The organism is Thetidibacter halocola (assembly GCF_018224955.1).
Taxonomy (GTDB): domain Bacteria; phylum Pseudomonadota; class Alphaproteobacteria; order Rhodobacterales; family Rhodobacteraceae; genus Thetidibacter; species Thetidibacter halocola.
Genome location: NZ_JAGTUU010000002.1, coordinates 168201 through 186289, shown reverse-complemented (window position 1 = coordinate 186289; position 18089 = coordinate 168201). Strand labels below are relative to the sequence as shown.

General features: G+C 64.4%; 18 protein-coding genes. 5 read left to right on the top strand and 13 right to left on the bottom strand.

What is annotated here, in order from left to right; genetic code table 11:
• Positions 1–125: 125 nt before the first annotated feature.
• Positions 126–881 carry a metallophosphoesterase family protein gene (locus tag KB874_RS05150; protein ID WP_249200280.1) on the bottom strand — a complete coding sequence of 252 codons (756 nt, stop codon included), beginning with the start codon at positions 879–881 and terminating at the stop codon, positions 126–128.
• A 150-nt stretch (positions 882–1031) separates the two neighbouring features.
• Between KB874_RS05150 and rlmN the strand changes: the two genes are divergently transcribed.
• The 3 genes from rlmN (at position 1032) to cueR (ending at position 5185) form a co-directional block, all read left to right on the top strand.
• Positions 1032–2204 carry a dual-specificity RNA methyltransferase RlmN gene (gene rlmN / locus KB874_RS05145; RefSeq protein ID WP_212535488.1) on the top strand — a complete coding sequence of 391 codons (1173 nt, stop codon included), beginning with the start codon at positions 1032–1034 and terminating at the stop codon, positions 2202–2204.
• A 111-nt stretch (positions 2205–2315) separates the two neighbouring features.
• Complete coding sequence (locus KB874_RS05140) at positions 2316–4784, top strand: heavy metal translocating P-type ATPase (RefSeq protein WP_212535487.1); 2469 nt, start codon at positions 2316–2318, stop codon at positions 4782–4784.
• Positions 4781–5185, top strand: a complete 405-nt coding sequence (gene cueR / locus KB874_RS05135; protein ID WP_212535486.1) for a Cu(I)-responsive transcriptional regulator — start codon at positions 4781–4783, stop codon at positions 5183–5185. Before KB874_RS05140 ends, cueR begins: the two co-directional genes overlap by 4 nt.
• 3 nt (positions 5186–5188) lie before the next feature.
• Here cueR and KB874_RS05130 read toward each other — a convergent pair whose 3' ends face one another.
• From KB874_RS05130 to KB874_RS05105, 6 genes are all read right to left on the bottom strand, one after another.
• Positions 5189–5866 (bottom strand): GntR family transcriptional regulator, encoded by a 678-nt coding sequence (locus tag KB874_RS05130; RefSeq protein ID WP_212535485.1) that lies wholly within the window; start codon positions 5864–5866, stop codon positions 5189–5191.
• 109 nt (positions 5867–5975) lie between these two features.
• Positions 5976–6962: an ABC transporter substrate-binding protein gene (locus KB874_RS05125; RefSeq protein WP_212535484.1), complete on the bottom strand. Its 987-nt coding sequence runs from the start codon at positions 6960–6962 to the stop codon at positions 5976–5978.
• A gap of 35 nt (positions 6963–6997) precedes the next feature.
• The gene (locus KB874_RS05120; protein ID WP_212535483.1) at positions 6998–7843 is read right to left on the bottom strand and encodes an ABC transporter permease; all 846 of its coding nucleotides are present in this window, start codon (positions 7841–7843) and stop codon (positions 6998–7000) included.
• The gene (locus KB874_RS05115) at positions 7840–8790 is read right to left on the bottom strand and encodes an ABC transporter permease (protein WP_212535482.1); all 951 of its coding nucleotides are present in this window, start codon (positions 8788–8790) and stop codon (positions 7840–7842) included. The genes KB874_RS05120 and KB874_RS05115 overlap by 4 nt, the downstream gene beginning before the upstream one ends.
• Positions 8787–9125: an EamA family transporter gene (locus KB874_RS05110; RefSeq protein WP_212535481.1), complete on the bottom strand. Its 339-nt coding sequence runs from the start codon at positions 9123–9125 to the stop codon at positions 8787–8789. The genes KB874_RS05115 and KB874_RS05110 overlap by 4 nt, the downstream gene beginning before the upstream one ends.
• On the bottom strand, positions 9122–9928 hold the full coding sequence (locus tag KB874_RS05105; RefSeq protein ID WP_212535480.1) for an ABC transporter ATP-binding protein: 807 nt from the start codon (positions 9926–9928) through the stop codon (positions 9122–9124). Before KB874_RS05105 ends, KB874_RS05110 begins: the two co-directional genes overlap by 4 nt.
• A 13-nt stretch (positions 9929–9941) precedes the next feature.
• On the opposite strand from KB874_RS05105, the gene KB874_RS05100 reads away from it, so the two are divergent.
• The gene (locus KB874_RS05100) at positions 9942–10355 is read left to right on the top strand and encodes a cupin domain-containing protein (RefSeq protein WP_212535479.1); all 414 of its coding nucleotides are present in this window, start codon (positions 9942–9944) and stop codon (positions 10353–10355) included.
• A 137-nt stretch (positions 10356–10492) separates the two neighbouring features.
• Here KB874_RS05100 and hydA read toward each other — a convergent pair whose 3' ends face one another.
• Genes hydA through KB874_RS05085 form a run of 3 tightly spaced genes read right to left on the bottom strand, consistent with a single transcriptional unit; the run spans position 10493 to position 13954 of the window.
• Positions 10493–11947, bottom strand: a complete 1455-nt coding sequence (hydA, locus tag KB874_RS05095) for a dihydropyrimidinase (RefSeq protein WP_212535478.1) — start codon at positions 11945–11947, stop codon at positions 10493–10495.
• Position 11948: 1 nt separating this feature from the next.
• Positions 11949–12707 (bottom strand): hypothetical protein, encoded by a 759-nt coding sequence (locus tag KB874_RS05090; protein ID WP_212535477.1) that lies wholly within the window; start codon positions 12705–12707, stop codon positions 11949–11951.
• Complete coding sequence (locus KB874_RS05085) at positions 12704–13954, bottom strand: Zn-dependent hydrolase (protein ID WP_212535476.1); 1251 nt, start codon at positions 13952–13954, stop codon at positions 12704–12706. The genes KB874_RS05090 and KB874_RS05085 overlap by 4 nt, the downstream gene beginning before the upstream one ends.
• Before the next feature lie 151 nt (positions 13955–14105).
• Here KB874_RS05085 and KB874_RS05080 point away from each other — a divergent pair, with 151 nt between their 5' ends.
• A complete protein-coding gene (locus KB874_RS05080; protein ID WP_212535475.1) occupies positions 14106–14735 on the top strand; it encodes a TetR family transcriptional regulator C-terminal domain-containing protein in 630 nt (209 codons plus the stop codon).
• A gap of 68 nt (positions 14736–14803) precedes the next feature.
• Here the strand turns inward: KB874_RS05080 and preA are convergent, their stop codons facing one another.
• Genes preA through KB874_RS05065 form a run of 3 tightly spaced genes read right to left on the bottom strand, consistent with a single transcriptional unit; the run spans position 14804 to position 17944 of the window.
• On the bottom strand, positions 14804–16111 hold the full coding sequence (gene preA / locus KB874_RS05075; protein ID WP_212535474.1) for an NAD-dependent dihydropyrimidine dehydrogenase subunit PreA: 1308 nt from the start codon (positions 16109–16111) through the stop codon (positions 14804–14806).
• Positions 16112–16130: 19 nt separating this feature from the next.
• Complete coding sequence (locus tag KB874_RS05070; RefSeq protein ID WP_212535473.1) at positions 16131–16613, bottom strand: hypothetical protein; 483 nt, start codon at positions 16611–16613, stop codon at positions 16131–16133.
• A complete protein-coding gene (locus KB874_RS05065; protein ID WP_212535472.1) occupies positions 16610–17944 on the bottom strand; it encodes an NAD(P)-dependent oxidoreductase in 1335 nt (444 codons plus the stop codon). Before KB874_RS05065 ends, KB874_RS05070 begins: the two co-directional genes overlap by 4 nt.
• Positions 17945–18089: the final 145 nt, after the last annotated feature.

The following is an 18089-nucleotide window of genomic DNA, read 5'->3' as shown; positions in this document are numbered from 1 at the left end:
GGACGCAGTCCACGCGTTGCGTGCTTGATACCCCGGTCAAGGTCGCTTTTGAATAGAGAGGCTGCAATCGCAGCACTCCCGCCCCTTTTCAGCCCGACTCGTGCCCAAACGGCAACATTTCACTGTCAGCTTTGCACAAAGCGCACACCCGAAGTCGACACGTGCGCCGCAGTCAGACGCCCGGTGGCGTAGGCCCCCGTATCGACGGCGATCCGGCCGGCCTGCGCCATCGGCTCGTCCACGATTGTGTGGCCGTGCACGACCCACATTCCATCCTTGCGCGGCTTGCGCGCGAATTCCGGGTGCCCCCACAGCAGGACACGTTCGGGTTGCAGGTCGATCGGCAGGTCGGGGTCGGCACCCGCATGGGTGACCACCACGTTGCCCGACTGCCAGTGCAAAGGCAGGTCGCGCAGCCAGTCGATCATCGGCTGTCCCATTTCCTCGACCAGCTTGTCGCGCAGGGCCGTCGGGCTTTCGCCGGGTGGCACCGTCAGGTTGAAGCTGTAGAAGGTCTGCAAGCCGCCGTAACGCAGCCACCGTTCCGCGTGGCTGTCAGGATCGTCGATGAAATTCAGGCACATCCGTTCATGGTTGCCCATCAGGCAGAGGAACAACTCCGGGTAAAGCTCTGTCAGGTGCTTGAGCCAGGTCAGGACGTGGGCCGAATGCTCGCCTCGGTCGATGTAGTCGCCGACACAGATCACAGGATCGATATCTTCGGTCTGTTCGATCTTCTTCAGCAAAGAGTCGAGCGCGTGAAACTGGCCGTGGATATCGCCCACGGCATAGAAGGCACGATCAGGCGCAAGCGGGGCGTCGAACGCCTGCTGTGCGCTTTTCGTCGAAACCGACGACATGACCTTGCTGAACCAGCTCATCGCGTCCTGCCCTGTTTTCGTCTATCTATGCATTCGCCGCCGCCATGCAAAGCCCGCCGGGCCGAAGATGCCGTGACCCGCCTTTACAAGGTCTTTGGTTTCTCCGCCGAATCCCTTATATGCCAGTCTTCTTTCGCTGGAGCGCGCGCCATGACGATCACGCAGGACGTGGTAACCATTCCCCGCAAGCAGCCCGAGGGCGGCAAGGTGAACCTGATCGGGCTCACCCGCGATGGCATGCGCGACGCGCTGGCAGCAGCCGGGACGCCGGACAAGCAACTGAAGATGCGCGTCAACCAGATCTGGCAGTGGCTGTATCACTGGGGCGTGCGCGACTTTGACCGGATGACCAACCTGGCAAAGGACTATCGCGCCCTGCTGGCCGACAAGTTCGAGATCGCCCTGCCCGAGATCGTCTCGAAGCAGGTCAGCGCAGACGGCACGCGGAAATACCTGGTGCGGATCGCCGGCGGACACGAGGTCGAAACCGTCTACATCCCCGAAGAGGATCGCGGCACGCTGTGCATTTCCAGCCAGGTCGGCTGTACGCTGACCTGCTCCTTCTGCCACACCGGCACGCAGAAACTGGTGCGCAACCTGACCGCCGGCGAGATCGTCGGGCAGATCATGCTGGCCCGCGACGACCTGGACGAGTGGCCCCGGCCCGGTGTCGGCACCGGAGAGGACGGGCCGCGCCTGCTGTCCAATATCGTGCTTATGGGCATGGGTGAGCCGCTGTACAATTTCGAGAACGTCCGCGACGCGATGAAGATTGCGATGGATGGCGAGGGGATCGCCCTGTCGCGCCGCCGCATCACGCTGTCCACCTCCGGTGTCGTGCCGGAAATCGCCCGCACCGCCGAGGAAATCGGCTGTCTGCTGGCGGTGTCCTTTCACGCCACCACTGACGAGGTCCGCGACAGGCTGGTGCCGATCAACAAGCGCTGGAACATCGAGACGCTGCTGACCGCCCTTCGCGAGTATCCGCGCCTGTCGAACTCGGAACGGATCACGTTTGAATACGTGATGCTGAAGGGCGTGAACGACAGCGACGCCGACGCGCGGCGGCTGGTCAAGCTGATCGCCGGCATCCCGGCCAAGATCAACCTGATCCCGTTCAACGAATGGCCCGGCGCCCCGTATGAGCGGTCGGACTGGGAACGTATCGAGAAATTCGCCGACATAATCTACAAGGCCGGCTATGCCAGCCCGATCCGCACGCCGCGCGGCGAGGACATCATGGCGGCCTGCGGCCAGCTGAAATCGGCCACCGAACGCGCAAGGAAGTCCCGGCGCGAGATCGAGGCCGACGCGGGTCTCTGAAACGACCCTGCGGAAGGCGCATTGCAACGATGCCACCACCCTTGACCTTCCAGTGACTGGAGGGACTATGTGTATGTCCGAGACTGATCCGGGCAACGCAGGGAGGCCGTCATGGCCGATAACGCGATTCGATTCGAGGTAACGGGGCTGAACTGTGGCGGCTGCGCCGGACGCGCCGAACGCGCGCTTCAGGCAGCCGAAGGCGTGCAGTCGGCCACCGTCAACTTTGCCACCAGGACCGCGCAGGTCGAGGGCGGCACGCCCGACAGTCTGCGCGCCGCACTCAAGGACGCGGGCTATCCAGCAGCAGAGGGGCGCGTGTCGCTGTCCATCGGCGGGATGACCTGCGCCTCTTGCGCGGGGCGGGTCGAACGGGCGCTGACCTCGGTTCCCGGCGTCCTGACTGCCCATGTGAACCTTGCGACGGAACGGGGCGAGGTCACGTTGCTGCGCGGATCGGCCACGCCGCAGGCGCTGGCGCAAGTGGTGCGCGGCATCGGCTATGACGCACAGCCGGTTTCCGACGACAGCGCCGAGGCCGAGGCGCGCAAGAGCGCCGAAACCGAAAAGCTGCGGCGCGACCTGATCCTGGCCGCCGCGCTGACCCTGCCGGTCTTCGTGCTGGAAATGGGCGGCCACCTGGTGCCGGCCTTTCACCACTGGGTTGCGATGACCATCGGGCAGGGCACCTCGTGGCTGTTGCAATTCGTGCTGGTGACGGCGGTCCTCGCGATCCCGGGGCGGCGCTTTTTCCGCATCGGCCTGCCGCTTCTGGCCAAGGGCGCGCCTGACATGAATTCGCTCGTAGCGCTGGGAACTCTGGCCGCCTGGGCCTATTCCGCCGTGGCGCTGTTCGCGCCCGCGCTGCTGCCCGACGGCGCGACGGCGGTCTATTTCGAATCCGCCGCCGTGATCGTGACGCTGATCCTGCTGGGCCGCTTCCTCGAGGCGCGGGCCAAGTCGCGCACCGGCGCGGCGATCCGGCGTCTGGCCGGGCTGCGCCCCGCCACCGCCCGCGTGGAACGCGACGGCGTGGTGACCGAGGCCGCGATCGATACCGTGCAGGTCGGCGAGGTCCTGCACCTGCGCCCCGGCGAACGGATTCCGGTGGATGGCATGGTGCTCGAGGGGCGCTCCTATGTCGACGAATCCATGCTGACAGGCGAACCGATCCCGGTGGACAAGGCGCAGGGCGCGGTTCTGGTCGGCGGATCGGTCAATGGACAGGGCGCGATGCGGTTCCGCGCGACCGCCGTGGGCGCAGACACGATGCTGGCCCGGATCATCGAGATGGTGGAACAGGCGCAGGGCGCCAAGCTGCCGATCCAGTCGCTGGTCGACCGGGTGGTGCGCTGGTTCGTGCCCGCCGTGATCGGCGCCGCGGCACTGACCATCGCCGCATGGCTGCTGTTCGGCCCTGGCCTGTCCTTTGCGCTGGTCGCAGGGGTATCTGTCCTTATCATCGCCTGCCCCTGCGCCATGGGCCTTGCCACGCCGACCTCGATCATGGTCGGCACCGGCCGCGCCGCCGAGATGGGCGTGCTGTTCCGCAAGGGCGACGCGCTGCAACGGCTGGAGGGCGTGCGCGTCGTGGCCTTCGACAAGACCGGCACCCTGACCGAGGGTCGCCCCGAACTGGTGGCGCAATTCCCCGCCGCGGGCTTTGACGCGACCGAGGTGCTGCGCCTGGCCGCCAGCGCCGAGTCGGGCTCGGAACACCCGATCGCCCGCGCGCTGGAACGCGCCGCCGAGAGCGTGACCCGACCCGACGCGGTCGAGGCGGTGCCCGGCAAGGGACTGCGCGCCACGGTCGAGGGGCGCACACTGCTGATCGGCAGCGCCCGCCTGCTGGAGGAAGAGGGCATCGCAACCGACCAACTGCGCGGCGCGCTGGACGGCATCGCCACGCGCGGGCAGACAGCGGTGGTCGTCGCCGTCGATGGCAAACTGGCCGGCGCGCTTGCCGTGGCCGACACGCTGCGTCCCGGCGCCGCAGGTCTGGTCAAGGGGCTGAAGGCGCGCGGACTGACTGTGGCGATGATCACCGGTGACACGCAGGCGACGGCCCAGGCCATCGCCGCCGAGCTTGGCATCTCGGAGGTAATCGCCGGTGTCCTTCCGGGCGGCAAGCTCGACACGGTGCGCGACCTGCGCGACCGGTTCGGCGCGGTGGCCTTTGTCGGTGACGGCATCAACGACGCGCCCGCACTGGCCGAGGCCGAGGTCGGCATCGCCGTGGGCAGCGGCACCGATGTCGCCATCGAAAGCGCCGACGTGGTCCTGGCCTCGGGCCGGATCGAGGCGGTGGCGGACGCGCTGACCGTCAGCCACGCCACGATGCGCAACATCCGGCAGAACCTGTTCTGGGCGTTTGCCTACAACACCGCCCTGATCCCGGTGGCGGCGGGCGTGCTTTACCCGGTGGCGGGCGTTCTGCTGTCACCGATGCTGGCCGCAGGTGCCATGGCACTGTCGTCGGTCTTTGTCCTGTCGAACGCGCTGCGGCTGCGGCGGATCGGGCAGACGCAGGCCCCCGGGCCACAACCGCAGGATGCCAGGCTGAAGGAGGCACAGGCATGAACATCGGAGACGTGGCGGAACGAGCGGATCTTCCGGCAAAGACGATCCGATACTACGAGGATATCGGGCTGGTCACGCCTGCACGCGACCCCAATGGCTATCGCAACTTCACCGAGACCGACCTGCACCGCCTGACCTTCGTCGCGCGGGCACGCACGCTTGGCTTTACCATCGAGGATTGCCGCACGCTGCTGGCGCTGTATGACGATGTCGGGCGTGCCAGCGCGGACGTAAAGCGGGTGGCGCAGGACCACCTGGATCGGATCGAGGAAAAGATCGCCCAGTTGCACGCCATGCGCGAGACGCTGTCCGACCTGATCCACGCGTGTCAAGGCGATCACCGTCCGGATTGCCCGATCCTCAGCGATCTTGCCCGGACCGCGTACGGCGGCAACGACTGAGGCTTACGGAGCGTCCTGCATGACGGACAGGTCCGGTGCCGGGTCGCCTGCCATGATCCCGTCAAACCGGCCCCGTTCCAGGTCCCAATGGGCCAGCGTCACCGCCACGGCGCTATCGGGATCGCGCGCGACGATGGCCTCGATAAGCGCCTCGTGGTGCTGGATCGCCTTTTTCTGCGCCTTCTTTTCCTTCTTGGCGCTTGACCGTGCCGTGCCCACGGTCAATCGCGCGTGGTCGATCATCAGCCGCCCATGGCTGGGCGCAAGGTAAGGGTTCGCCGCCATGTCGCATATGACGTGGTGAAAACGGTGATCGGCCAGCGCAATGGCATCAGTCTCGGTCGCGGCGATACAGGCGCGCTGGGCCGACCAGAGATCTTCGACCTGCGCCTCGGTCCGATACTCCGCCGCCATCCGCGCCACCGCCGCATGGACCAGCGGGGCCGAGCGGAAAAACACCCGCAGCGCCGCGAAATCCAGTGGTGCGACTCGCGTGCCGCGGTTGGGGCTGAGCAGGACATACCCCTCGCCCGCGAGGTCCCGAAAGATCTCGCGCAGGGGTGTCCGGGACAGGCCGTATTGCGCGGCAAGGCGCGTTTCGTCCATCTCTGTACCCGGTGGCAGGTCGAGAGTCAGGATGCGCCGGACAAGATCGGCCTGGCAAAGCTGTCTGGGAGTCATGGCGGCCACCCCGTGCGCACAATCTGCATACGGAGTCTGCCAGACCGGATGCGCCGCGGTCAACCGGCATGAGAAAAGGGGCCCGCAGGCCCCCTTTCCGTTGTCGCGATCAGTTCAGCGCGGCGTCGGTGATGGCGTGGCTCCATGCCCCTTCGGGCGCCTTGGTGATGACCGGATCGGATCCGCCCGCCAGCAGGGTCGCCACCGTGCGCTCGTAGTCTGCCGGGTCCAGCGTGCCGTTCGAACCTGCGGTCAGCTTGGCCACCTCGCCCATCATGCGGATCTGGTGCGCTTCGGTCTGGGCGCCGGTCTCGTCATAGTCGAGCACGATCATCGCCGCGTCCTCGGGATTCTCCTCGGCCCATTTCCAGCCCTTCATCGAGGCACGGACAAAGCGGGTCATGCGATCGACAAAGGCCGGGTCGGACAGCTTGTCCTCCATCACGTACAGGCCATCCTCCATCGTGGCGACACCCTGGTCCTGGTACTTGAACGTCACCAGTTCCTCGGGGGCGACGCCCGCGTCGATCACCTGCCAGTATTCGTTGTAGGTCATAGTGCTGATGCAATCAGCCTGGCGCTGAAGCAGCGGGTCGACGTTGAAACCTTGCTTGAGCACCTCGACGCTGCCTTCCATCTTGCCATCTGTCTTGATGCCAAGGCTGCTCATCCAGGACAGGAAGGGGTATTCGTTGCCGAAGAACCAGACGCCCAGCGTCCGGTTGTCCAGGTCGGCGGGGGTCTCGATCCCGGCATCCTTCCAGCAGGTCAGCATCATGCCGGACGACTTGAACGGCTGCGCGATGTTGACCAGCGGCAGGCCGTTTTCGCGCGCTGCCAGGGCGGCCGGCATCCACTCCACGACCACGTCGGCGCCGCCGCCCGCGATCACCTGCGTCGGCGCGATGTCCGGACCGCCGGGCAGGACGTTCACGGTCAGGCCCTCTTCCTCGTAGAAGCCCTGGTCGAGCGCCACGTAATAGCCCGCAAACTGGGCCTGCGTGACCCATTTCAGTTGCAGCGTGACCTCGTCCGCCGCAAAGGCCGGCGTCGCCAGTGACATGGCCGCCGCTGCTGCGATTCCCTTGAAGTTCATGTGTCTTTCTCCGTGTTGGTCTTGTTGGTTAGTCGTCAGCCCCGTTGTGACGGGTGCCAGAAGGTGACCCGGCGTTCGATCAGGGCGATCAGCCCGTAGAACGCCGTGCCGGAAAGCGCCGCCACGACGATGGCGGACCAGACCATGCCCAGGTCAAGCTGCCCGATGCTGGTCGAGATGCGAAAGCCGAGGCCCAGCGTCGGACTGCCGAAGAACTCGGCGACGATGGCCCCGATCAGGGCGAGGGTCGAGGTGATCTTTAGCCCGTTAAAGATGAATGGCAGCGCTGCTGGCAGACGCAGCTTCATCAGCGTCTGACCCCACGAAGACGCATATGTGCGCATCAAATCGCGTTGCATGGTGGTCGTATCCTGCAACCCCGCGACGGTATTCACAAGCATAGGAAAGAAGACCATCAGCACGACGACCGCCGCCTTGGACTGCCAGCCGAAACCGAACCACATCACCAGGATCGGCGCCGTGCCGACGATGGGCAGAGCGGCCATGAAATTGCCCAGCGGCAGCAAGCCCAGGCGCAGGTAATCATAGCGGTCCACCAGCAGCGCGGTCAGGAACGCCGCACCGCAGCCGATGACATAGCCCGAAACCGCGCCCTTGAGGATCGTCTGCACGAAGTCTCGCCACAGCAGGCCCGTGTTCTCGGCGAATGTCCCTGCGATCTGGCTTGGCGGCGGCAGGATCACTGTCGGCACCTCAAGCCCGCGCACCAGCAGTTCCCACATGCCCAGCAGGGTCGCGCCGAAGATCAGCGGAACGGCCAGGCGCGCCGCCCGCGTGTCGGCGCCCGGCCCATTTGCCAGCCGCGCGTTCAGCGCCCAACCCGCGGCCCAAAGCACGAAGGCGAAAACGATCTGGATCATGCCATCATCCCCATCCGCCTCAGCGTGCGCCGCTCGATAACGCCGATGAGCCAGACCAGCACCGCCGCGAGGCCCGCCGCCATCAGCAGCGCCGCCCAGATCTGCGCCGTCTGGCCGTAATAGCTGCCCGCCAGCATCCGCGCCCCAAGGCCGCCCTGCTGCACGGGTAGTTCGCCGACGATGGCGCCCACCAGCGACGCCGCGATGGCGATCTTGAGCGAGGCAAAGAGATAGGGCACCGACGAGGGCAGCCGCAGCTTAGTCAGCACCGTCATGGGCTCGGCGCTGTAGGTGCGCATCAGGTCCAGCTGCATCGAATCCGGCGCGCGCAGCCCCTTCACCATGCCCACGACGACTGGAAAGAAGGAGAGGTAGGCTGAGATTACCGCCTTGGGCAGCAGCCCTTGTATACCAATCGAATACAGAACGACAATGATCATGGGCGCCAGCGCAACGATGGGAATGGTCTGGCTGACGATTGCCCAGGGCATCACGCTCATGTCCATGACGCGGGAATGCACGATCCCCACTGCCAGCACCACACCCAACCCGGTGCCGATCAGAAAGCCGACAAAGGTCGCGTTCAGCGTGATGAGGCCGTGATAGATCAGGCTACGGTTCGATAGCGTCCCGGTTTTCACGATACCGCGCCGGCCCGTCACCTCTTCGCCGATGGTCGAGGCGTAAAGCTCTGTCAGCACCTGATGTGGCGCGGGCAGGCGCGGTCGGTCGAGGTTCCAGCTTTCGCCCAGCGCATGGGTATTGTTCAGCACAAGCGCCCAGTTGCTCATGTCCCGGCGTTCGACGGCCGACGGCGGTGCGATTACCGCCCCGGCACGTTCCGCCTGGGTCAGCGTTTCCTTCACGTTCATCGGCAGCACGGCGACATACCACAGCGCCATCAGCGCCAGCACCATCGCCAGGACAGGCCGGATCAACCGCGTCATCGGCCAGACCCCACCGGCGCCGCCAAGATCAATGCGACCGAGACGACGCCCAGCGCGATACCCGCCAGTTGCAATGGTGCGGGCCGTTCGCCGAAGAACAGGAAGGCCACCAGCACCGCCAGAAGCAGTTGCAGCACCGCCGATATCGAGATCGCCACCGCCATCCCGCCCTCGCGCATGAGCCTCACCATCATCAGGTTGCCAGCCGTATACAAAATGAGTGCAAGTCCCAGCAAGCCGAGCCGATCATTGTCCACATAGGCGCGCATCGAGGCACTCGCCGCGAGGAAGACCGCCATCGCCGCGCCCAACCATGTCAGGAAACCCGCGCTCATTCCTGGTAGCCCGCGCGCAGCCCCTCGCGGACGCGATGGGCAATCTCGATGAACTCCGGCGTGTCGCGGATGTCCAGCGGACGTTCCCAGGGCAGCGGGCTTTCGATCACATCGGTGATGCGACCCGGTCGGGGCGACATGACGACGATATGGGTCGACAGATACACCGCCTCGGGGATCGAATGCGTGACAAAGGCGATGGTCTTTTCCGTCCGCCGCCACAGCCCCAACAACTCCTCGTTCAGCCGGTCGCGCACGATCTCGTCCAGCGCGCCAAAGGGTTCGTCCATCAGCAACAGGTCGGCGTCAAAGGCCAGCGCCCGCGCGATGCTGGCCCGCTGTTGCATCCCGCCGGACAGCTGCCACGGAAACTTGTTCTCGAAGCCCGACAGTTCGACCAGGTCCAGCACCTTGGCGATGCGTTCCTTCTGCTGGGTCTTGGAATAGCCCATGATCTCCAGCGGCAGCGCAATGTTGCGCCCGATAGTCCGCCATGGATAGAGCCCCGCCGCCTGGAAGACATAGCCATAGGCCCGCTTGCGCCGCGCCTCGTTCGGGGTCATCCCGTTCACACTCAGGCTGCCGCCCGTGGGATGCTCCAACGCCGCGATGCAGCGCAGCAATGTGGTCTTGCCGCAACCGGACGGTCCGATGAAGCTGACGAAAGACCCCTTGGGAATGTCGAGGCTCACATCCTTCAACGCATGTACCGGCCCGTCCGCCGCCTGGAATGTCAGGTCCAGATGTTGCGCGCGAATGACCGGGGCGGCGCTTTCTGCTAGGATGGGGGCAGGTTCAGACATCAAGGGGATCACCATGGCGGCCAAAGAGAAACCGGATTGCGTGAAACTGCGGCCCGAGGGGACATACACGGGCAAGCAGGGCTTTTCCTATTTCGAGGGCATCGCGAAGGAAACCGTGGGCTCGCACGGCGTCTGCATGCACCTGCTGACCGTCCCACCGGGCGGCCGCGCCAAGGCGCACAAGCACGAGACGCATGAAACCGCGATCTATGTGATCTCGGGGTCCGCCAAGATGTACTGGGGCGAGCGTCTGGAGAATGTGATGGAAACCAAGGCCGGCGACATGATCTACATCCCCGCCGACGTCCCGCACCTGCCCTTCAACGACGGGGACGAGACGGCGGTGGCGGTCATCGCAAGAACCGACCCGCATGAGCAGGAGTCGGTCGTCCTGTTGCCGGAGTTGGAGGCGTTGGTGCCTGCCTGACGCACGGCGCCAAACACGCCGGACTCGACCCGGGGCCTCGCAAGTTTTGCTGGTTCTGGTCTTGGCAGGCATCCTTGCCTCGGCTGTTGGCTGTCGAATGTAACGCCCCGGATCAAGTCCGGGGCGCCTAGCGACCATCACACCCCCGTCGCCGGAATCCCCGTCCGCTCCACCGGGCGCGGGTTGGTGATTTCCTTCCACTTCGACAGTGCCTTGTTCGTCGGCGTCCCCGGAGCACGCTTGACGAACTGGCCGTGGCCTTCCTGCGTGCGGATCTCGCCGTCATGCACAGCGACATGGCCGCGCGTCAGGGTGAACCGGGGCAGGCCCTTGACCGTGTGGCCCTCGAACACGTTGTAGTCGATGGCCGATTGCTGGGTCGCGGCGGTGATCGTCTTGGTCTTGGCCGGGTCCCAGACCACGATATCGGCGTCCGAGCCCACCCGGATCGCCCCCTTGCGCGGATAGCAGTTCAGGATCTTGGCGATGTTGGTCGAGGTCACGGCGACGAATTCCTCGGGCGTCAGCCGCCCGGTTTCCACCCCGTGCGTCCAGAGCATCGGCATCCGGTCCTCGAGGCCGCCGGTCCCGTTCGGGATCTTGGTGAAATCGCCGATGCCGAACCGCTTCTGGTCCGTCGTAAAGGCGCAATGGTCCGTCGCCACGACGGACAGCGACCCGCTCATCAGCCCGGCCCAGAGCGAATCCTGGTGCTGCTTGTTGCGGAACGGGGGCGACATGACGCGGCGGGCGGCGTGGTCCCAGTCCTTGTTGAAATACTCGGACTCGTCCAACGTCAGGTGCTGGATCAGCGGCTCACCCCAGACCCGCTTGCCCTGCGCCCGCGCCCGGCGGATCGCCTCGTGCGCCTCTTCGCAACTCACGTGCACGATATAGAGCGGCACGCCCGTCATGTCGGCGATCATGATGGCGCGGTTGGCCGCCTCGCCCTCGACCTGCGGCGGGCGGGAATAGGCGTGCGCCTCGGGCCCGGTGTTGCCTTCGGCCAGCAGCTTGGCGCACATCTCGGCCACCACGTCGCCGTTCTCGGCATGGACCATGGCGATGCCGCCGAGTTCGCCGAGGCGCTTGAACGAGGCATACATCTCGTCATCGTTCACCATCAGCGCGCCCTTGTAGGCCATGAAATGCTTGAAGGTGGTGATGCCGTGATCCTCGATCACGGTCTTCATCTCGTTGAAAACCTGCTCACCCCACCAGGTCACGGCCATGTGGAAGGAGTAGTCGCAATTCGCGCGGGTGGACTTGTTGTCCCACATCTGCAACGCATCCAGCAGCCCCTGCCCGGGCGAGGGTAGCGCGAAGTCCACCACCATCGTCGTCCCGCCCGACAGCGCGGCGCGGGTGCCGGATTCGAAATCGTCAGAGGAATAGGTGCCCATGAAGGGCATTTCCAGGTGCGTATGCGGGTCGATCCCGCCCGGCATGACGTAGCAGCCTGTGGCATCCAGTTGCTCGTCACCCTTCAGGCTATCACCGATCTCGACGATCCGGCCCTTGTCGATCAGGACATCGGCCTTCCAGCTCAGGTCCGCCGTGACGACGGTGCCGTTCTTGATGACTGTGATCATGTCATTTGATCTCCGGTTGATCGCCAAAGCGTTCCACTGCACTTTGTGGCGGCATACTCAGATAATTTGGAAAGAACCCAACAAGAATTTCATCGGAATTGACGAGAGAACCGTCATCCAATTCTACCGACAACCGCCCGCATTGAGACGGGAAGAGTCTTAGGTTTGACCGGCACCCTCTGATCGCTTGGATAATAATGCTGTCAAACTCCGGATCATAATTCTCAACATATTTCGCTAGTCTTTCTTCAAAATTTTCTTTCCAAGCGTGTTTGACCGCTTCACTTGCCTCTACTCCGGCCCAGAATGGATCACTGTTGTTCCCGGAACTATCTAATGGATACATTTTGTTTTTCTGACTGAGCATTCCTAATTGCAGTGGAGCATTAGCATATAGAGTAATGCTGCCTCGGCCCGGAACAACTATCCGGCTAGCAGATTCTCCAAAGTAGTTTTGGGAAAGAACGTTTCTCACGTCATCGGATAGAAAAACTTCAGACACGATGTCATACTGACCAGAGTCGAATGATGCGCTAGTCAAGAATCTATCGTAGACTGAATAATTAGTAGCTTGAAACCTCCACTGAAAATTTACACAGCAGCGCTCATGCCCCGTAACGTCAAAATCTAAGAATTCTATTTTTACAGCACCTTGAACAGATTGGTCGGCTTTCCAAGCGAAATAGAGGGCTCCGCCTGCAAAAATCGCGGCGAAAAGGGCCAATACTAATCCTAGAATGGAAATGCTGCGATCACTCACTCCATGATCTCCGCCGTCTCAACCACCGCGTGGAACAGCACGTCCGTCCCGGCCTTGGCCCAGTCCTTGCTGATTTCCTCGGCCTCGTTGTGGCTGAGGCCATCCACGCAGGGGCACATCACCATGGCGGTCGGAGCGACACGGTTTATCCAGCAGGCATCATGCCCCGCACCCGAGATGATGTTCATGTGGCTATAGCCCAGCCGCTCCGCCGCGTTGCGGATGGCCGAGACGCAGCCCTCGTCGAAGGTCACCGGGTCGAACCCGCCGACCTTCTCGAATTCCACCGTCAGACCCATCTCGTCGCAAATCTTCGTCGCTTCCTCGCGCAGCTGCTTGTCCATCGCCTGGATCACGCTCAGGTCGGGAGACCGGAAATCGACCGTGAACACCACCTTGCCGGGGATCACGTTGCGCGAGTTCGGGTAGACGTCAATATGCCCGGCCGCGCCGACCGCGTGGGGCGCATGGCTCCACGCGATCTCGTCGACCTTTTCCAGGATCCGCGCCATGCCGAGACCCGCGTTCTTGCGCATCGGCATCGGCGTGCTTCCGGTATGCGAATCGCGCCCCGTCACCGTCACCTGCGTCCAGGTCAGGCCCTGCCCGTGGGTGACGACACCGATATCCTTGCCCTCGATTTCCAAAATGGGCCCCTGCTCGATATGCAGTTCGAAAAAGGCGTGGATCTTGCGCGCGCCCACCTCTTCCTCGCCCTTCCAGCCGATCCGATCCAGCTCGTCGCCGAACCGCTTGCCCGCCGCGTCCGTGCGGTCATAGGCCCAGTCCTGCGTGTGGATGCCGGCAAACACGCCCGAGGCCAGCATCGCCGGCGCGAACCGGGTGCCTTCCTCGTTCGTCCAGTTGGTCACGACGATCGGATGTTTCGTCTTGATCCCGAGATCGTTCAGCGTGCGGATCACCTCCAGCCCACCGAGCACTCCAAGCACCCCGTCATACTTTCCGCCCGTCGGCTGCGTATCGAGGTGAGAGCCGACGTAGACCGGCAGCGCATCGGGGTCCGTCCCCTCGCGCCGCGCGAACATGTTGCCCATCTGGTCGAGCCCCATGGAACAGCCCGCGTCCGTGCACCATTTCTGGAACAGCGCGCGCCCCTCGGCATCGGCGTCCGTCAGCGTCTGCCGGTTGTTGCCGCCCGCCACACCCGGGCCGATCTTTGCCATCTCCATCAGGCTGTCCCACAGCCGGTCGGCATTGATGGTCATGTTGGCTGCTGGTGCTGCCATGGCGTCACTCCCCGTGTTGGACCCGTCTGATGCGGGCTTGCCTCGATTTGACCAATCGGTCAAACAAACGCTACCAGAGGGCGGCCCTCAGTCAAGCGAGTTGCCGCAGGAACGGGCATGTGACGGCCGATTGGGCAGACGAGGGACGCGGATGACCGACATCAACGCAGGGCAAGAGCCGGAACAGACAATGACCCGGATCCAGCGCGAGAAACGCGAAGCCATCCTCGAGGCCGGCCTGACGGTCTTTTCGCAGGAAGGGTTCCGCGGCGCCACTCTCGACCGGATCGCCGCCGAGGCCGGGCTGTCGAAGCCGAACCTGCTTTACTACTACCCGTCCAAGGAAGCGATCCACGAGGAATTGCTGACCGGCCTGCTGCACACATGGCTTGACCCGCTCAAGGCGGTTAACCCGAACGGAGAACCGGTCGACGAACTCCTAGCCTATGTCCACCGCAAGCTGGCCCTCGCCCGAGACTTCCCGCGCGAAAGCCGGCTGTTTGCCAACGAGATCCTGCAGGGCGCCCCGCGCATCCTGCCCGCCCTCGAAGGCGAATTGCGCGAATTGGTCGAGGATCGGGCGGCGGTCATCCAGCGCTGGATCGACGAAGGCCGCATTGCCCCTGTCGACCCGGTGCACCTGATCTTCTCGGTCTGGGCGCTGACCCAGCACTACGCCGATTTCGACGTGCAGGTGCATGCGGTCCTTGGAGCGGGCGACCCCTTTCCCCGCGCCGAGGCGCATCTGGAAACGCTGTTCAGGCGCCTGCTGACGCCCTGAGCCTTCATCTTGCCCGAAAAACTCCGGGGGAGTCGACCGAAGGGAGACGGGGGCAGAGCCCCCTTTCCTCACTCCGCCGCCTTGACCGCCATCGGGTTGTTGGGGTGCGTCGTCCAGTTGGCATACTCGTCCGACACGGTCTTGCCGGTGCGCGGGTCGACCGAACCAGCGGGCATCCGCTCCATCGTGATGCAGTTCTCGACCGGGCAGACATCGACGCAGAGATTGCAGGCAACGCATTCCGCATCGTTGACCTCGAACACCCGGCCCTCGTGCATCCAGATCGCCTGGTGGCTGGTATCCTCGCAGGCGGCATAGCAGCGGCCGCACTTGATGCAGGCGTCCTGGTCGATCCGCGCCTTGGTGACGTAGTTCAGGTTCAGGTACTGCCAGTCGGTGACATTGGGCACCGCCTTGCCGACAAAGTCGGAGAGAGTGGCATATCCCTTTTCATCCATCCAGGCCGACAGGCCGCGCTTCATCTCTTCGACTATCTTGAACCCATAGGTCATGGCGGCGGTGCAGACCTGCACGTTCCCGGCGCCCAGCGCCATGAATTCCGCCGCGTCGCGCCAGGTGGTGACGCCACCGATGCCGCTGATCGGCAGGCCGCGGGTCTGCGGGTCGCGGGCGATCTCGGCCACCATGTTCAGCGCGATGGGCTTGACCGCCGGGCCGCAATAGCCCCCGTGGCTGCCCTTGCCGTCGATCGACGGTTCCGGGCTGAAATTGTCGAGGTTCACGCTGGTGATGGACGACACCGTATTGATCAGGCTGACCGCATCGGCGCCGCCATTCTTCGCCGCCCGCGCCGGATAGCGGATGTCGGTGATGTTCGGCGTCAGCTTCACGATCACGGGCCGGTCGTAGTACTTCTTGCACCAGCGCGCGACCATCTCGATGTATTCCGGCACCTGCCCCACGGCAGATCCCATGCCGCGTTCGGACATCCCGTGCGGACAGCCGAAGTTCAGCTCGATCCCGTCGCAATTCGTCTCGGCCACGCGCGGCAGGATGCGTTTCCAGCTGTCCTCGTCGCAGGGAACCATGATCGAGGCGATCAGCGCATGGTCGGGGTAGTCCGCCTTGACCCGCGCCATTTCCTCGAGGTTCACCTCGAGCGGCCGGTCGGTGATCAACTCGATGTTGTTGATGCCCAGCACGCGGCGATCGGCGCCATAGACCACGCCGTAACGCGGGCCGTTCACGTTGACGACGGGCGGACCTTCCTCGCCCAGAGTCTTCCAGACGACACCGCCCCAGCCGGCCTCGTAGGCGCGGCGGACGTTGTATTCCTTGTCGGTCGGCGGCGCCGAGGCCAGCCAGAACGGGTTGGGGGACTTGATCCCCAGGAAATTGCTCGTGAGATCGGCCATGGGTGTTGAACCTCCTGATTTATTGGAGTTCGCTAGGGATGATCCCCGCCGCGTTTAATCGGGCGGAGGCTGCATTTCTCGTTTGTTCGTCAAAGACTTCAGGGTGCCGAAGAACTACAGCCTCAAACGTGAGCTCTGGGTGCCCTCGGTCTATCAGATCCCTGAAACCGGCAGAGACTTCGGGCTTCAAAGTCAGGTCTGCAGCAGTCTTCGCTTCACCATCTCTTTCGATCTTCTGCCGGGTGCGGGAAAGCCGAACTGTCTTTCCACGTTCATCCTTCAACATCTCTTCAAGTGCGTGAATTGACTGCCATACATCGTGCTCAACGGTGCCGGGTTCGGCTGACGGTTGAATTTCGCACAGTCGGGCGAACGCAGCCCGTTCCACGGTTTGCGTACCGATGCGCCGCGCATTGGCAATGAGATTTCTGAGCTTGTCCGGGTTGGAGGTGGTTGGAATTGTGTCCAGCGCTCTCCGTTCGGCCTGGCTCAGCGTGCTCATGAGACCATACCCGTCAGGGTCGCGTGAATGTCTTCGGCGGCATCGCGGCCCTCGGCCACGGCCACCACGGTCAGGTCCTCGCCCGGCGTGCAGTCTCCGCCGGCCCAGACCCCGGGCAGAAAGGTGCGACCCGCGCCGGTCACCGCGATCTTGCGCCCGTCCAGCGTCAGCCCGTCGACCGGGTCCAGCACCTGGCCGATGGCGCGCAGCACCTGGTCGGCGGGCAGGCGCAGGGTCTCGCCCGTGCCCTTCAGCCCGTCCGGCCCCTCGGCGGTGTATTCCAACTCGATCTCGCGTGCGGCGCCGTTGCCATGCACTGCCTTGGGCACGACATCGGTCAGGATGCGCACGCCCTTCGAGGTAGCAAGGTCGCGTTCGAACTGCGAAGCGCCCATGCGATCCGCGCCCCGGCGATAAGCAACGGTGACGTTTTCGGCGCCCAGCAGTTTCGACTGCACAGCGGCGTCGATGGCGGTCATGCCGCCGCCGATCACCACCACGTTGCGCCCCACCGGCAGCGCCGCCTTGTCCTCTGCCTGCCGCAGGATTGCGATGAAATCCACCGCGTCGCCGACACCGTCCTTGTCGGCGCCCTCGGCCTCGAGCGCGTTCACCGCGCCCAGGCCGATGCCCAGGAACACCGCGTCATGTGTGCCGCGCAACCCGTCCAGCGTGATGTCGCGGCCCAGCGCCTTGCCGTATTCGATCGTGATCCCGCCGATGCCCAGCAGCCAGTCGACCTCGCGCGCAGCGAAATCGTCAGTGCTCTTGTAGGCGGCGATGCCGTATTCGTTCAGCCCGCCCGCCTTTGGCCGAGCCTCGTAGATCGTGACCGTGTGGCCCTTCATCGCCAGCCGATGCGCGCAGGCCAGGCCTGCCGGCCCAGCCCCGACGACTGCCACATGCCGGCCCGTCTCGGGCGCCCGGGTGAAGGGATGTCCCTGCCGCGCCATCAAGCTGTCGGTGGCATAGCGCTGCAGGCGTCCGATCTCGACCGGCTTGCCCTCTGCCGCCTCGCGCACACAGGCCTCTTCGCAAAGCGTCTCTGTCGGGCAGACGCGGGCGCACATGCCGCCGAGGATGTTCTGCTCCAGGATCGTGCGCGCCGCCGCCTCGGGCATGCCCGAGGCGATCTGACGGATGAACAGCGGGATGTCGATGTCGGTCGGGCAGGCCGTGATGCAGGGTGCGTCATGGCAGAAATAGCACCGATCCGCGGCAACGGCGGCCTCGTGCGGGTCATAGGCCGGGTGCAGGTCGGAAAAGTTCCGGGCCAGCGTCTCGGCGTCCAGTCGGCCCGAGGCGATTCCCGGCGTGAAGGGACTGGTCATGGCGTCTCCCTGTCCTTGTCGTTTCCCACGAGCCTGCCACAGGCAGAAATTTTATCAATCGGTAAAAATTCGCGAGGGTCGAAATTTTCATCGCCGGGCCCCGATTGCACAAGAAAAAGGCCCCGGCAGGGAACCTGCCGGGGCC

What these genes read in the sequence shown, in the direction of transcription:
- KB874_RS05150 (WP_249200280.1), bottom strand. Translation starts at nt 881, where the DNA reads ATGAGCTGGTTCAGCAAGGTCATGTCGTCGGTTTCGACGAAAAGCGCA.
- rlmN (WP_212535488.1), top strand. Translation starts at nt 1,032, where the DNA reads ATGACGATCACGCAGGACGTGGTAACCATTCCCCGCAAGCAGCCCGAG.
- KB874_RS05140 (WP_212535487.1), top strand. Translation starts at nt 2,316, where the DNA reads ATGGCCGATAACGCGATTCGATTCGAGGTAACGGGGCTGAACTGTGGC.
- cueR (WP_212535486.1), top strand. Translation starts at nt 4,781, where the DNA reads ATGAACATCGGAGACGTGGCGGAACGAGCGGATCTTCCGGCAAAGACG.
- KB874_RS05130 (WP_212535485.1), bottom strand. Translation starts at nt 5,866, where the DNA reads ATGACTCCCAGACAGCTTTGCCAGGCCGATCTTGTCCGGCGCATCCTG.
- KB874_RS05125 (WP_212535484.1), bottom strand. Translation starts at nt 6,962, where the DNA reads ATGAACTTCAAGGGAATCGCAGCAGCGGCGGCCATGTCACTGGCGACG.
- KB874_RS05120 (WP_212535483.1), bottom strand. Translation starts at nt 7,843, where the DNA reads ATGATCCAGATCGTTTTCGCCTTCGTGCTTTGGGCCGCGGGTTGGGCG.
- KB874_RS05115 (WP_212535482.1), bottom strand. Translation starts at nt 8,790, where the DNA reads ATGACGCGGTTGATCCGGCCTGTCCTGGCGATGGTGCTGGCGCTGATG.
- KB874_RS05110 (WP_212535481.1), bottom strand. Translation starts at nt 9,125, where the DNA reads ATGAGCGCGGGTTTCCTGACATGGTTGGGCGCGGCGATGGCGGTCTTC.
- KB874_RS05105 (WP_212535480.1), bottom strand. Translation starts at nt 9,928, where the DNA reads ATGTCTGAACCTGCCCCCATCCTAGCAGAAAGCGCCGCCCCGGTCATT.
- KB874_RS05100 (WP_212535479.1), top strand. Translation starts at nt 9,942, where the DNA reads ATGGCGGCCAAAGAGAAACCGGATTGCGTGAAACTGCGGCCCGAGGGG.
- hydA (WP_212535478.1), bottom strand. Translation starts at nt 11,947, where the DNA reads ATGATCACAGTCATCAAGAACGGCACCGTCGTCACGGCGGACCTGAGC.
- KB874_RS05085 (WP_212535476.1), bottom strand. Translation starts at nt 13,954, where the DNA reads ATGGCAGCACCAGCAGCCAACATGACCATCAATGCCGACCGGCTGTGG.
- KB874_RS05080 (WP_212535475.1), top strand. Translation starts at nt 14,106, where the DNA reads ATGACCGACATCAACGCAGGGCAAGAGCCGGAACAGACAATGACCCGG.
- preA (WP_212535474.1), bottom strand. Translation starts at nt 16,111, where the DNA reads ATGGCCGATCTCACGAGCAATTTCCTGGGGATCAAGTCCCCCAACCCG.
- KB874_RS05070 (WP_212535473.1), bottom strand. Translation starts at nt 16,613, where the DNA reads ATGAGCACGCTGAGCCAGGCCGAACGGAGAGCGCTGGACACAATTCCA.
- KB874_RS05065 (WP_212535472.1), bottom strand. Translation starts at nt 17,944, where the DNA reads ATGACCAGTCCCTTCACGCCGGGAATCGCCTCGGGCCGACTGGACGCC.